Source organism: Endobacterium cereale (assembly GCF_009617585.1).
Taxonomy (GTDB): domain Bacteria; phylum Pseudomonadota; class Alphaproteobacteria; order Rhizobiales; family Rhizobiaceae; genus Neorhizobium; species Neorhizobium cereale.
In genome coordinates this window covers 1-12,504 of the sequence record NZ_WIXI01000047.1, presented here as the reverse complement: position 1 = coordinate 12,504, position 12,504 = coordinate 1, and the positions used below count along the sequence as shown (strand labels likewise).

11 protein-coding genes are annotated in these 12,504 nt (G+C 60.0%); 8 read left to right on the top strand and 3 right to left on the bottom strand.

All coding sequences use genetic code 11. The annotated features are described in order from the left end of the window. Nucleotides 1-74: 74 nt before the first annotated feature. The 6 genes from GAO09_RS18690 to GAO09_RS18665 all read left to right on the top strand — a co-directional run bounded on the left by GAO09_RS18690 (nucleotide 75) and on the right by GAO09_RS18665 (nucleotide 7,343). On the top strand, nucleotides 75-1,436 hold the full coding sequence (locus GAO09_RS18690) for an ABC transporter substrate-binding protein (protein ID WP_153355817.1): 1,362 nt from the start codon (nucleotides 75-77) through the stop codon (nucleotides 1,434-1,436). Nucleotides 1,437-1,722: 286 nt separating this feature from the next. After that, nucleotides 1,723-2,736 carry a carbohydrate ABC transporter permease gene (locus GAO09_RS18685; protein ID WP_153355815.1) on the top strand — a complete coding sequence of 338 codons (1,014 nt, stop codon included), beginning with the start codon at nucleotides 1,723-1,725 and terminating at the stop codon, nucleotides 2,734-2,736. 1 nt (nucleotide 2,737) lies between these two features. Further along, a complete protein-coding gene (locus GAO09_RS18680) occupies nucleotides 2,738-3,964 on the top strand; it encodes a carbohydrate ABC transporter permease (protein ID WP_153355813.1) in 1,227 nt (408 codons plus the stop codon). Between the two features lie 53 nt (nucleotides 3,965-4,017). Then, nucleotides 4,018-5,676: a beta-galactosidase BglA gene (bglA, locus tag GAO09_RS18675; RefSeq protein WP_153355811.1), complete on the top strand. Its 1,659-nt coding sequence runs from the start codon at nucleotides 4,018-4,020 to the stop codon at nucleotides 5,674-5,676. A gap of 34 nt (nucleotides 5,677-5,710) precedes the next feature. Beyond that, nucleotides 5,711-6,802, top strand: a complete 1,092-nt coding sequence (locus GAO09_RS18670; protein ID WP_153355809.1) for an ABC transporter ATP-binding protein — start codon at nucleotides 5,711-5,713, stop codon at nucleotides 6,800-6,802. Between the two features lie 184 nt (nucleotides 6,803-6,986). After that, nucleotides 6,987-7,343 (top strand): hypothetical protein, encoded by a 357-nt coding sequence (locus tag GAO09_RS18665; protein ID WP_153356670.1) that lies wholly within the window; start codon nucleotides 6,987-6,989, stop codon nucleotides 7,341-7,343. A gap of 6 nt (nucleotides 7,344-7,349) precedes the next feature. Here GAO09_RS18665 and ftrA read toward each other — a convergent pair whose 3' ends face one another. Continuing rightward, nucleotides 7,350-8,321: a transcriptional regulator FtrA gene (gene ftrA / locus GAO09_RS18660; protein ID WP_153356667.1), complete on the bottom strand. Its 972-nt coding sequence runs from the start codon at nucleotides 8,319-8,321 to the stop codon at nucleotides 7,350-7,352. A gap of 85 nt (nucleotides 8,322-8,406) precedes the next feature. Between ftrA and GAO09_RS18655 the strand changes: the two genes are divergently transcribed. Next, nucleotides 8,407-8,811, top strand: coding sequence for a rhodanese-like domain-containing protein (locus GAO09_RS18655; RefSeq protein WP_153355807.1), 405 nt, complete (start codon nucleotides 8,407-8,409; stop codon nucleotides 8,809-8,811). A 70-nt stretch (nucleotides 8,812-8,881) separates the two neighbouring features. Here the strand turns inward: GAO09_RS18655 and GAO09_RS18650 are convergent, their stop codons facing one another. Continuing rightward, nucleotides 8,882-9,817 carry a GlxA family transcriptional regulator gene (locus tag GAO09_RS18650; protein WP_153355805.1) on the bottom strand — a complete coding sequence of 312 codons (936 nt, stop codon included), beginning with the start codon at nucleotides 9,815-9,817 and terminating at the stop codon, nucleotides 8,882-8,884. Between the two features lie 90 nt (nucleotides 9,818-9,907). Here GAO09_RS18650 and GAO09_RS18645 point away from each other — a divergent pair, with 90 nt between their 5' ends. Continuing rightward, nucleotides 9,908-10,411 carry a cysteine hydrolase family protein gene (locus GAO09_RS18645; protein ID WP_153355803.1) on the top strand — a complete coding sequence of 168 codons (504 nt, stop codon included), beginning with the start codon at nucleotides 9,908-9,910 and terminating at the stop codon, nucleotides 10,409-10,411. Nucleotides 10,412-10,488: 77 nt separating this feature from the next. On the opposite strand, the gene edd is transcribed toward GAO09_RS18645, so the two are convergent. Next, on the bottom strand, nucleotides 10,489-12,309 hold the full coding sequence (gene edd, locus GAO09_RS18640; protein ID WP_153355801.1) for a phosphogluconate dehydratase: 1,821 nt from the start codon (nucleotides 12,307-12,309) through the stop codon (nucleotides 10,489-10,491). Between the last annotated feature and the right edge of the window lie 195 nt (nucleotides 12,310-12,504).

The following is a 12,504-nucleotide window of genomic DNA, read 5'->3' as shown; positions in this document are numbered from 1 at the left end:
CTACACATGGTACGTTTTCGTACTGCGGTGGAGAAGCGCGGCGACGCGACCGCGCACAAGGCGGGAGGCTGACGATGAAACTGTCATTTTGGATGGGAACGGCACTGGCGGCGCTGGTGGCAACGGGAGCGGTTGCGCAGGAGCTGAAATTCGAGCCGGGCAAGGACGCAAAATTCAACTGGAAGAGTTTTGAGGATTTCAAGGCGGCGCATGGCGACCTCAAGGGCCAGTCGCTGACGCTGTTCGGACCATGGCGCGGCGAGGATGAGGTGCTGTTCAACAGCGTGCTTGCCTATTTCAACGCAGCCACCGGCATCAACGGCAAATATTCCTCCTCGGAAAATTACGAGCAGCAGATCGTCATCGATACGCAGGCCGGTTCTCCGCCCAATATCGCCATCATTCCGCAGCCGGGCCTGCTGGCCGATCTCGCCACCAAGGGTTTTTTGACGCCACTCGCCCAAGGCACGGATGAGTGGGTGAAAACCAATTACGGTTCCGGCGAGGACTGGATCAAATACGGCACCTACAAGGGCAAGGACGGCAAGGAGGCCTATTTCGGTTTCCCGTTCAAGGTCGATCTGAAATCGCTCGTCTGGTACGTGCCGGAAAACTTTGAGGAAGCCGGTTACGAGGTCCCTGAGACCATGGAGGACCTGATAAAACTGTCCGACCAGATCGTCGAGGATGGCGGCGTGCCGTGGTGCATTGGCCTCGGTTCGGGCGGCGCCACCGGCTGGCCTGCCACCGACTGGGTGGAAGACATGATGCTGCGCACGCAGTCGCCGGAAACCTATGACAAGTGGGTGTCGAACGAGATCAAGTTCGATGATCAGGCCGTGGTCGGCGCCATCGAGGAATTCGGCAAGTTTGCCAAGAACGACAAATATGTCTCGGGCGGCGCGGCAGCCGTTTCCTCCACCGACTTCCGCGATAGCCCCAAGGGCCTCTTCGACATCCCGCCAAAGTGCTACCTGCACCATCAGGCCTCGTTCGTGCCGTCCTTCTTCCCGCCGGACAAGGAACTGGGCGTCGATGCCGACTTCTTCTACCTGCCGACCTATGCCTCCAAGCCTGAACTCGGCAAGCCGGTTCTCGGCGCGGGCACGATGTTCTCCATCACCAAGGATTCACCGGCGGCACAGGCCTTCATCGAATTTCTGAAAACGCCGATCGCCCATGAGGTGTGGATGGCGCAGGCCTCGTTCCTGACACCGTTCAAGGGCGTGAAGCCGGATGCCTATGCCAATGACGTGCTGCGCAAGCAGGGCGAGTTGCTGACCACGGCCACGACCTTCCGCTTCGACGCATCCGACATGATGCCGGGCAAGATCGGCGCCGGTGCCTTCTGGACCGGCATGATCGATTATGTCGGCGGCAAGGATGCCAAGACTGCGGCGGGTGATATCCAGAAGGCCTGGGATGGGTTGAAGTAGGGGCTGAGCCACTCGATTCGGTGAGGGTGGCGAGCTTGGGTATGGATCCTCGTGTCACCCTCGGGTTTAACCCGAGGGTGAGGATGACGGAGGAGGGGGAGTGTCTTCCCCCCAAAGACGCCTCAGCACGCAAAACGCTCAACTTGGCTTGGACACATCCCCACACACTCGTCATCCTCGGGCTTGACCCGAGGATCCAACCACAAGCCGGACTTGGAAGTCGCATACCGGGAATAACGTTGCTGCAATCAACACAACAAGCAGGCGGCACAAAGGGGAGGGAACAATGATATCGCAGATCGTTTCGGCCATCGGCATCATGGTCGCTGGCGTGTTTGCCTGCGCGCTGTATTACTGGCTGTCCGACAGGCTTCTGTCGCTGGCGCTGCCGGTGCCTGAAGGCAATGTCCGTCAGGCTTCGGTCAATCTCAACCGCCGCGCCACCATCCGCCCCTGGCTGTTTTTAGGCCCCGCGCTGATCCTGATCGCCGTCTATCTCGTCTATCCGGTGATCGCGACCTTCATCCTCTCCTTCTACGATCGCTCCGGTGATCAATATGTCGGCCTTGCCAATTACCGCTGGGCCTTTTTCGACCAGCAGTTCCGCCAGTCGATTTTCAACAACATCCTCTGGCTTGCCGTCGTGCCCGCCGCCTGCACATTTTTCGGCCTCGTCATCGCCGTGCTGACCGACCGCATCTGGTGGGGCAATATCGCCAAAAGCATCATCTTCATGCCGATGGCGATCTCGTTTGTCGGTGCATCGGTCATCTGGAAATTCATCTATGAATTCCGCGGCGGCAACGAAACGCAGATCGGCCTCTTGAACGCCATCGTGAAGGCGATCGGCGGCGACCCACAGATCTGGATTTCCTTGCCCTTCTGGAACAACTTTTTCCTGATGCTCATCCTCATCTGGATCCAGACCGGTTTTGCCATGGTCATCCTGTCGGCAGCACTTCGCGGCATTCCGGAGGAAACCATCGAGGCGGCCGTGATCGATGGCGCCAACGGCTGGCAGATTTTCTGGAAGATCATGGTGCCGCAGATCTGGGGCACGATTGCCGTGGTCTGGACGACGATCACCATTCTGGTTCTGAAAGTCTTCGATATCGTGCTGACCATGACCAATGGCCAATGGAACACGATGGTGCTCGCCAACCTGATGTTCGACTGGATGTTCCGCGGCGGTGGCGACAGCGGCCGAAGTGCTGTCATCGCGCTGGTCATCATGCTGGCCGTCACGCCGATCATGATCTGGAATATCCGCCAGGCGCATCGCGATGCGGAGGGACACTGACATGGCCGCAACTGCAACCACGACCACCACCGTCCCGCCGCTGCCGAGCAACCCACGAGCCACTTCGCCCTCGATTGGCACCCGCCTGCGCCGCGTCGGCTTGCCGCGTCTGCTCGTGCATCTCAGCGTGCTCGCCATCGTCATCCTGTGGCTGATCCCGACGCTCGGCATTCTCGTCACCTCGGTGCGCGACAAGGAGCAGATCACCGCATCCGGCTGGTGGACGGCCTTTAGCGGCTCCACCCAGATGGAAGCCGTCCGGCTCGCCGATCCCGCGACACAAAAGGAAGAGGGTGGCCGCTTCGTCATCTCCGGTTCCATCTTCGAGGGCAATGCCGCAGGCAGCGTCAGCGCTTTTGGTGTACGCGTGCAGGACCCATCGGCCTTCGAGGTCGGCAAACCCGCTGATATCGGCGATGGCGAAACCCTGCAGATCAATCAGGATGGTTCATACATTTACAGCAAGGGTGCCGCCTTCGACGACAAACGCCCAAAACGCGTTTACGTTTCGCTCGCTACCGCGCCCGAATTCACCACCCAGAACTATCGCGACGTACTGACCTCTGCTGGTATCGGTCAGGCCTTTGTCAATTCGCTCACCGTCGCCGTACCCGCCACCATCATCCCCATCCTGATCGCGGCCTTCGCGGCCTATGCGCTGTCATGGATGCATTTTCCCGGCCGCACACTGCTGATCGCCGTGGTGGTTGGCCTGATCGTCGTGCCGCTGCAAATGGCGCTGATCCCGCTGCTGACGCTCTACAACGATATCGGTTCGTTCTTCGGTATCCCGTCACGCAGCTACGCCGGCGTCTGGCTGGCGCATTCGGCCTTCGGCATGCCTCTCGCCATCTATCTCTTGCGCAACTACATTTCCGGTCTGCCGAAGGAGATCATCGAATCCGCCCGCGTCGATGGTGCCAGCGATTTTGAAATCTTCGTGAAGATCGTGCTGCCTTTGTCCTTCCCGGCGCTCGCCTCCTTCTCGATTTTCCAGTTCCTGTGGACATGGAACGACCTGCTGGTCGCCATGGTTTTCCTTGGCACCGGCAAGGATCAGCTGGTGCTGACCGGCGCGCTTAATGCGCTTCTGGGCTCCATGGGCGGCAAGTGGGAAATCCTCACGGCCTCCGCCTTCATCACCATCATTGTCCCCATTCTCGTCTTTTTTGCCCTGCAGCGTTACCTCGTGCGGGGGCTTCTCGCCGGTTCGGTGAAGGGCGGCTGACGCCCTTCCACACCATCACACCAGACAGCATTTCTATCTAACAGGATTTTCGAATGAGCAATGTAACGCAGATGACCGAAACGCCGCTCGACAAGGATTGGTGGCGTGGTGCGGTCATCTACCAGATCTATCCTCGTTCCTATCAGGACTCGAACGGTGACGGCATCGGCGACCTGAAGGGCATCACCGCGCGCCTGCCGCATATCGCGGCTCTGGGTGCCGATGCGATCTGGATTTCGCCCTTCTTCCCGTCGCCGATGAAGGATTTTGGATACGATGTGTCCAACTATACCGATATCGACCCGATGTTCGGTTCGCTGTCGGATTTCGACGCCCTGATCGCCGAAGCGCATCGCCTTAAAATCCGCGTCATGATCGATCTCGTCATGTCGCACTCGTCGGACCAGCACGCATGGTTCATCGAAAGCCGTTCCTCTCGCTTCAATCCCAAGGCCGATTGGTATGTCTGGGCCGATGCCAAGCCCGATGGCTCGCCGCCCAATAACTGGCTGTCGATTTTTGGCGGGTCCGCATGGCATTGGGATCCGACCCGCATGCAATATTACATGCACAATTTCCTCACCTCGCAGCCGGATCTCAACCTGCACAATCCCGAGGTTCAGGATGCGCTGCTGGATGTCACCCGTTTCTGGCTGCAGCGCGGCGTCGATGGTTTCCGCCTCGACACGATCAACTTCTATTTCCACGACAAAGAACTGCGCAGCAACCCGGCGCTCGATCCGTCGCGCCGCAATGCCTCCACGGCTCCTGCGGTGAACCCCTACAATTTCCAGGAACATCTTTACGACAAGAACCGCCCGGAAAACCTCGAATTCCTCAAGCGTTTTCGCGCGGTGCTGGACGAGTTCCCGGCCATTGCCGCCGTCGGCGAAGTCGGCGACAGCCAGTATGGTCTGGAAATCGTCGGCCAATACACATCCGGCAACGACAAGATGCAGATGTGCTACGCCTTCGAATTCCTGGCGCCGGATTATCCGACCGCACCGCGTGTCGGCGAAGTGCAGAACGCGTTTTCTGCCGCAGCACCGGAAGGCTGGGCCTGCTGGGCCTTCTCCAACCACGATGTGGTGCGTCATGTCAGCCGCTGGGGTGCCGATGTTCTCGACCGCGATGCGTTTGCAAAGATGCTGGCGGCGCTGCTGTTTACCCAGCGCGGTTCGGTCTGCATCTATCAGGGCGAAGAACTTGGCCTCACCGAAGCCGATATCGCCTATGCCGATCTTCAGGACCCTTACGGCATCCAGTTCTGGCCGGAATTCAAGGGCCGCGACGGTTGCCGCACGCCGATGGTCTGGGATGCGCAGGCGCTTCAGGCCGGTTTCTCCACCGCCGAAAAGACATGGCTGCCGATCCCGGTCGAACACCAGATCCACGCCGTCAGCGCCCAGTATGGCGATCCGTCCTCGGTGCTGGAACATTACCGCCGCTTCATCGCTTTCCGCAAACAGCATCCGGCGCTTGCCAAGGGCGAGATCCGTTTCGTGACGGCTGAGGGCACGAGGCTGGTGTTCGAGCGCATGTTTGGCAACGAAACGCTGCTCTGCGTCTTCAACATGGGGCCGGATGAGCAAACCATTCCGCTGCCGGAAGGCGACTGGCAGGTGCTGGAAGGCCACGGCTTTGAAAGCACCGTCGAGAACAGAAACATCGAACTGCCGGCCTGGGGCGCTTATTTCGCCCGGCTTGCCTGATAAATTTGGCTGATAAAAAAGGGGAGGGATGCGCATGACCGGGGTAATCCTCAAGGATATCAAGAAATCCTATGGCCAGGTGCAGGTTCTGCACGGCATCGATCTGGAGATCGAACAGGGCGAGTTCGTCGTTTTCGTCGGCCCCTCCGGCTGCGGAAAATCGACGCTTCTCAGAATGATCGCCGGTCTGGAGGACATTACCGGCGGCGAGATGTCGATCGACGGTCATGTCGTCAACGAGGTGCCGCCGTCACGGCGCGGCATCGCCATGGTGTTCCAATCCTATGCGCTTTATCCGCATATGACCGTCTACGACAACATGGCTTTTGGCATGCGCATTGCGAAGGAAAGCAAGGAGGAGGTCGATCGTCGCGTGAAGGCGGCGGCCGAAATCCTCCAGCTGACGCAATATCTGGAACGCCTGCCGAAGGCGCTGTCCGGTGGCCAGCGCCAGCGTGTCGCCATCGGTCGTGCCATCTGCCGCGATCCAAAAGTCTTTCTGTTCGATGAGCCTCTGTCCAATCTCGATGCGGCGCTGCGTGTCGCCACCCGTATCGAGATCGCGAGGCTAGCAGAGTCCATGCCGGACACGACGATGATCTACGTCACCCACGACCAGGTCGAGGCGATGACACTGGCGGACCGCATCGTCGTGCTCTCGGCCGGCAGGATCGAACAGGTCGGCCCACCGCTGGAGCTTTACGAGAGGCCCAAAAACCTTTTCGTCGCCCGCTTCATCGGCTCGCCGGCGATGAACATCATTCCGGCAAAGATCACCAGCGCCGGACCGCAGACGGTTGTCGCGCTTTCCGGCGGCAAGTCGGTCACGCTGGATATTCCGAGCGATGCTGGCCAGCAGGGCAAACAGGCAAGTTTCGGCATCCGCCCGGAAGATCTGGCCGTAGCGGCAGAGGGCGATCCCTGCCTTTTCGAAGGCAAGGTCGGCATCGTCGAGGCGCTCGGTGAAGTGACGCTTCTTTACATCGAAGGGCTGACCAAGGATGAGCCGATTATCGCCAAAATTCCCGGTATCGTTCCGGTGAACAAGGGCGACAGCGTCCGCTTCACGGCCAAGCCGGAAAAGATGCACCTTTTCGATGCGGATGGTCTCAGTCTGCGCCAATAGACTGAGGTCATTGGCAAACTGTTATTGTCATCCACAGAGAAAGCGTTTCACAAGGTGATCCGGCCTCGGCTTCACACGGTCTATTAAGTTTCGCGCGGTAGATTTTGCCCAAGAGAACAGGAGAATAGACGTGGGTGCGATTGCCGGGGGCCGACCGAGTTATCTGAGCAAGGAAGAGTCCTTCATGTATGACCGCGAAACGCGGTACCGCATGGAAGACACCATGAATGCCGCCCGCATCGAATATACCGAAAAGGCGGTGATGAACCTCGCCGCCCGGCGTTGCGATGTCCTGCGCATCTCGATGAGCGGCGCCGTGCTCGGCATCCTCACCCAGTACAATCTGCCAAAGCAGTTCTATCTCGATATTCCGGACGCCCGCATCAGCAAGATCGGCTGCCTCTTGATGCGCCAGAACGCCAACAACACGATCGACGTGCGTTTCCTGCGCCTGATGACGCAGAAGGAACTGGATCGGATTTTCATCTTCTCCACCCACCCGGCGCATCGCGACCGCAAGCTGGATGTGCGGACCTGGTAACAGGCGTTACGAAGACCGAGCCTGCCCGAACCGCAACTGATATTCGCGCGGACTGATACCGATCCGTTTCCTGAAATGATGACGCAGCGTATCAGCGGTTCCAAGACCGGCGGCAAGCGCGATCTCGTCGATACCGAGACGCCCCGCCACAAGAAGCCGTTTGGCTTCCTCCAGCCGTTCCGCCGTCAGCCATTCGCCGGGTGAAGTTCCGGTTGCTTCCGCAAACCGGCGAATGAATGTTCGCACACTCATGCGACACTCGGTTGCCATCTTCTCCAGCGTCCAGCCCGTCGCAAGCCGGGCACGCATCTGATCGAGCAGCGGTGCGATTTCCGATTGCCGGCGGATCGGCACCGGCCGCTCCAGAAACTGCGCCTGTCCACCATTGCGGTGGGCCGGCATGACGAGCCGCCGCGCAACCGAGCTTGCCGCGTCGGGCCCAAAATCCTGACGCACGATCTCGATCAGCAGATCCATGCCCGCAGCGCTGCCAGCCGATGTGAAAATGCGCTCGTGATTACGGTAAAGCGAGCTGTCATCCACGGTGATGGCCGGGTGGCGTTTGCGCAACGCCTCGGCATATCGCCAATGCGTGGTCGCGGTGCCGCCGTCCAACAGGCCGGTCGCCGCCAGAACGAAGGCGCCGGAGCAGATAGAAACAAGGCGGGCACCGCGCTCATGCGCCTGCCGCAAGCGTTCGCACAACCCCTCGGGAACCGCTTGGTCCACACCCTTCCAGCCGGGCACGACGATGATATCGGCATGATCGATTAGGTCGATACCTTCATCCGGCATGATCGTGAAACCGCCATGAGCGCGCAGCGGCCCCTGTTCGACGGCACAACTGGCAAAACGATACCAGCCTTCGCCCATCTCCGGTCGGGGCAGGCCAAAGATTTCGGCAACGATCCCGAATTCGAACGTGCAAAGGCCGTCATAGAGAAGTGGGGTGACCAGCGGTCCAACAGTGTTTGGCATGATCTTCATGTATGATGGCAATCATGCCAATGGCAATCGAAAACTGCCAGCAGCAATATGCGGTCACCGACAAAAGGAGACCATGATGCCAAGCGCCGTTACCGCCATTGCTAGCGCCCCGAGCGAGATTGCCCGCGAACATTTTGCCACTGAATTCACCTTCGAAACCGATTGCTGGGATGTGCATGATGCGCTGTCCCGCCAGCCCGATTTCGTCCTTCTCGACGTCCGCAGTCCGACACTGTTCGCCGCAGGTCACATTCCCGGTGCCATCAACCTGCCGCATGGCAAGATCGTCCGTTCAAAGATGCAGCAATGGCCGGACAAGACGCTGTTCGTGACCTATTGCGCCGGCCCGCATTGCAATGGCGCGGCGAGAGGCGCGCTGCGTCTGGCCGAGCTTGGACGCCCGGTGAAGATCATGGCGGGTGGCATCACCGGATGGCTGGATGAAGGTTTTGAGCTTGAGCGCGGTGCTGTTGCTGCGTGATTTCAGGCTTACGGTCGGCTGCCGGAAGGAAAGCAGCTCCAGAGTTGTTTTCATATGGCTGCGGCACTCCCTAGCTCAAGCGATGCCTTGTCTGCCACTGTTTAGGTGTCATGCCAGTTTCCATTCGGAAGGCATGGCGCAGGGATTTCGCATCGGAAAATCCGCTGACGCCGGCGATCTGATCCAGACCGTCCGCCCCTTTCAAGAAAAGATCCTGGGCCAATGCCACGCGGGCGCGACGCAGCCATGCACCCAGGCTGTCACCGGTATGAGCGCGGATATACCGGCTGAGACTGCGCCGGCTCATGCCTGTCCTCTGCGCAAGTTCGTCCAGTGTGGGGTTGCCAGTCGGATCGACAAGCAGATCGTCGAGCATTTTTGCAACACGGCGCTCGGCTGAGGATGCCGCTGTCGGCCGCTCGATGACCTGCGGTTGCCCACCGCCACGCTGGACCGGAACAACCAGATGCCGTGCCACCCGGTTTGCCTCCGTGCTTCCGGAAAGACGGGCAAGGATGTGAAGGCAGCAATCCATTGCGGAAGCGATGCCGGCCGATGTCAGGATCATGCCTTCATCGACGAAGATAGCGCCCTTGTCGATCTGTATGTGTGGGTAGCGCGACTGGAATACGTCCAGCCTCGACCAATGTGTCGTCGCGCGCCGCCCGTCCAGCAAACCGGCTTCAGCCAATGCAAATGCGCCTAGGCACAGGCCTGCCACCATGGCGCCGCGCATCGCTGCCCTGCGGATCACGTCGATGATCGCCACAGGGATCGCCTCGTCAACATGGCGCCAGCCGGGCAGGATGACGACCTCTGCGTCATCTGCCTGACTGAGCGGATAAGGGATGTCGATCGACAGTCCGCCTATCGCGGCGACGCGTTGCGTCTCGCCGCAGATCATTACCTCATGGCGATTCCCCACAAAAGGCTCGCCGAATACGGCAAGTGGGGTGGAAAGCATGAAAGGGCTTATTTTGTCATAGGCGATGATGGCGATACGCATTGGCCCGATTTACCCTAAGCATGTCCATCGGGCCACTGAAATTTGAATCAAGGCTAGGCTAGACACGGCATCTCAAAGGAGAAAAATATCATGAGTCGTGCACTTGTTGTGATCGATGTACAGGAAGAATATTTCCCCGACGGGGGACTGAGTCTGCATCAGGCCGAAGAGGTCGAAAACCACCTCGTCGTGGCGCTTGGGTTGGCGCAGAAAGCTGGAGACAGGATCATTCTGGTACGCCACGTATCACCGGGGAATGCAGGTCTGTTTGCCGCCTCCGGCACCGGTGTCGCCATCAGGCCTGCCATACTTTCCGCCGCAGGCAATGCCCCGGTCGTCACCAAGCACTTCGCCGATGCCTTTCAGGAGACGGATCTGTCGAGCCATCTGGAGGGGGTAACCACTCTCCTGATTTGCGGAATGATGACCCAGAACTGCGTCGTCTTCACCGCCATGTCACGCGAAGCCGATCGTTTCGAGGTGAAGGTTGTGGGCGACCTCTGTGCAGCGCCGCTGCCGGTCGTGCACGCCATTGCCCTCAATGCGCTGAAATCGAAGTTGCCCGTGGTGAATGCCGGCGATCTCTGGCCCTGATACGACTGCAGCCGCGAACCAGTCCGCAGCTGCAGGATCGGATGGCAGGGGCCGATTACGTTCGACCCTTGCAAATTCTAGGCAAACACGCTCGCGCCCTGATCGGCATGGCCGACATTGCGGCGAAACGCGCCAAACAGCTCGCGGCCCATGCCGAATTCGTTTTCCGACAGATCGGCGGTCGCGGCCGGGCGGGCTGCGAACTCGGCCGCATCCACCAGCACTTCCAGCGTGCCGGTCGTGGCGTCGAGGCGGACGATATCGCCATCCCTGATCTTGGCGATCGGGCCACCGTCACTGGCTTCCGGGGTGATGTGGATCGCCGCCGGCACCTTGCCGGACGCGCCGGACATGCGGCCGTCGGTGACCAGAGCCACCTTGAAGCCGCGGTCCTGCAGCACGCCGAGCGGCGGTGTCAGCTGGTGCAGTTCCGGCATGCCGTTGGCCTTCGGGCCCTGGAAACGCACGACGGCGATGAAATCGCGGTTGTTGAGATCGCCGCGCTTGAAGGCGTCCTGCAATTCCTTCTGGGTGTGGAAGACGATCGCTGGGGCCTCGATGATATGGCGCTCCGGCTTGACGGCCGAAATCTTGATGACCGCCTTGCCGAGATTGCCATGTAGCATTTTGAGGCCGCCATTAGCCTGGAAAGGCTTGTCGATCGTCGTCAGAACTTTTGGATCACCACTGACTTCCGGGATCGGTGCGCGGGCAACGCCGCCATTGTCGCCGAGCTTGGCTTCAATGGTGTAAGCCTCCAGACCCTGGCCGAAGACAGTGCGCACGTCGTCATGAACGAGACCGCCTGCGAGCAGCTGCTTGATCAAAAAGCCCATGCCGCCGGCAGCGGCAAAATGGTTCACGTCGGCAAGACCGTTCGGATAGACGCGGGTCAGAAGCGGCACGATGTCCGAAAGCTCGGAAATATCCGCCCATGTCAGGTGGATGCCGGCAGCACGCGCCATGGCGACAAGGTGCATCGTGTGGTTGGTCGAGCCGCCCGTCGCATGCAGGCCGACAACGCCGTTGACGATAGACCGTTCGTCGATCATCTCGCCGGCAGGCGTAAATTCGTTGCCGAGAGCGGTGATCGCCAGCGCGCGCTTGGCTGCTTCCTTGGTCAATGCATCGCGCAGCGGCGTGCCCGGATTGATGAAGGACGAACCGGGCATATGAAAGCCCATGATTTCCATCAGCATCTGGTTGGAATTGGCTGTGCCGTAGAACGTGCAGGTGCCGGGGCCGTGGTAGGATTTGGATTCGGATTCCAAGAGTTCGGCGCGGCCGACCTTGCCTTCGGCATAAAGCTGGCGGATGCGCGACTTTTCGTCGTTCGGAAGCCCTGAGGTCATCGGGCCGGCGGGAATGAACACGGCCGGCAGGTGGCCGAAGGAAAGCGCGGCGATGACGAGGCCGGGAACGATCTTGTCGCAGACGCCGAGATAGACGGATGAGTCGAACATGTTGTGGGAAAGGCCGATACCGGCCGACATGGCGATCACGTCGCGAGAAAACAGCGACAGTTCCATGCCGGGCTGGCCCTGCGTGACACCATCGCACATGGCGGGAACGCCGCCTGCCACCTGCGCCACGCCGCCGGCTTCGCGGGCCGCTTCGCGGATCAGGTCCGGATAGGTTTCGAACGGCTGGTGGGCCGAAAGCATGTCGTTATAGGAGGTGATGATGCCGAGGTTCGGGACGACGTCGCCGGCGAGCGCGCCCTTATCGGCGGGGGAACAGACCGCAAATCCGTGCGCAAGGTTGCCGCAGGAAAGAACCGAACGATGCGTGCCACGCGTCACGGCGCGGTTCAATCGGTCGAGATAGGCTTCACGATGCGGTTTCGATCTTTCGACGATACGCGCGGTAATCGCCTCGATGCTGGAATGGGCGGCCATGTGCAATCCTCCTTCGGTCAATCCCGGTTTGGGAGAGGCCGAAGCCACCGGGATTGTTTTTGTCGTAAATTTTTATGCCGGCGCCCGTTCAGATGGAGCGGCGCGCCGGGGAGGGCGCCTGTTACGGCGCCCAGTAGATCTGCAGCGGTGAAGCGGCACGGTTCAGAACGGCGCGGATGGGCATGTCCATCTCGT

Coding starts and splice junctions, on each gene's coding strand:
- GAO09_RS18690 (WP_153355817.1), top strand. CDS start 75: ATGAAACTGTCATTTTGGATGGGAACGGCACTGGCGGCGCTGGTGGCA.
- GAO09_RS18685 (WP_153355815.1), top strand. CDS start 1,723: ATGATATCGCAGATCGTTTCGGCCATCGGCATCATGGTCGCTGGCGTG.
- GAO09_RS18680 (WP_153355813.1), top strand. CDS start 2,738: ATGGCCGCAACTGCAACCACGACCACCACCGTCCCGCCGCTGCCGAGC.
- bglA (WP_153355811.1), top strand. CDS start 4,018: ATGAGCAATGTAACGCAGATGACCGAAACGCCGCTCGACAAGGATTGG.
- GAO09_RS18670 (WP_153355809.1), top strand. CDS start 5,711: ATGACCGGGGTAATCCTCAAGGATATCAAGAAATCCTATGGCCAGGTG.
- GAO09_RS18665 (WP_153356670.1), top strand. CDS start 6,987: ATGTATGACCGCGAAACGCGGTACCGCATGGAAGACACCATGAATGCC.
- ftrA (WP_153356667.1), bottom strand. CDS start 8,321: ATGCCAAACACTGTTGGACCGCTGGTCACCCCACTTCTCTATGACGGC.
- GAO09_RS18655 (WP_153355807.1), top strand. CDS start 8,407: ATGCCAAGCGCCGTTACCGCCATTGCTAGCGCCCCGAGCGAGATTGCC.
- GAO09_RS18650 (WP_153355805.1), bottom strand. CDS start 9,817: ATGCGTATCGCCATCATCGCCTATGACAAAATAAGCCCTTTCATGCTT.
- GAO09_RS18645 (WP_153355803.1), top strand. CDS start 9,908: ATGAGTCGTGCACTTGTTGTGATCGATGTACAGGAAGAATATTTCCCC.
- edd (WP_153355801.1), bottom strand. CDS start 12,309: ATGGCCGCCCATTCCAGCATCGAGGCGATTACCGCGCGTATCGTCGAA.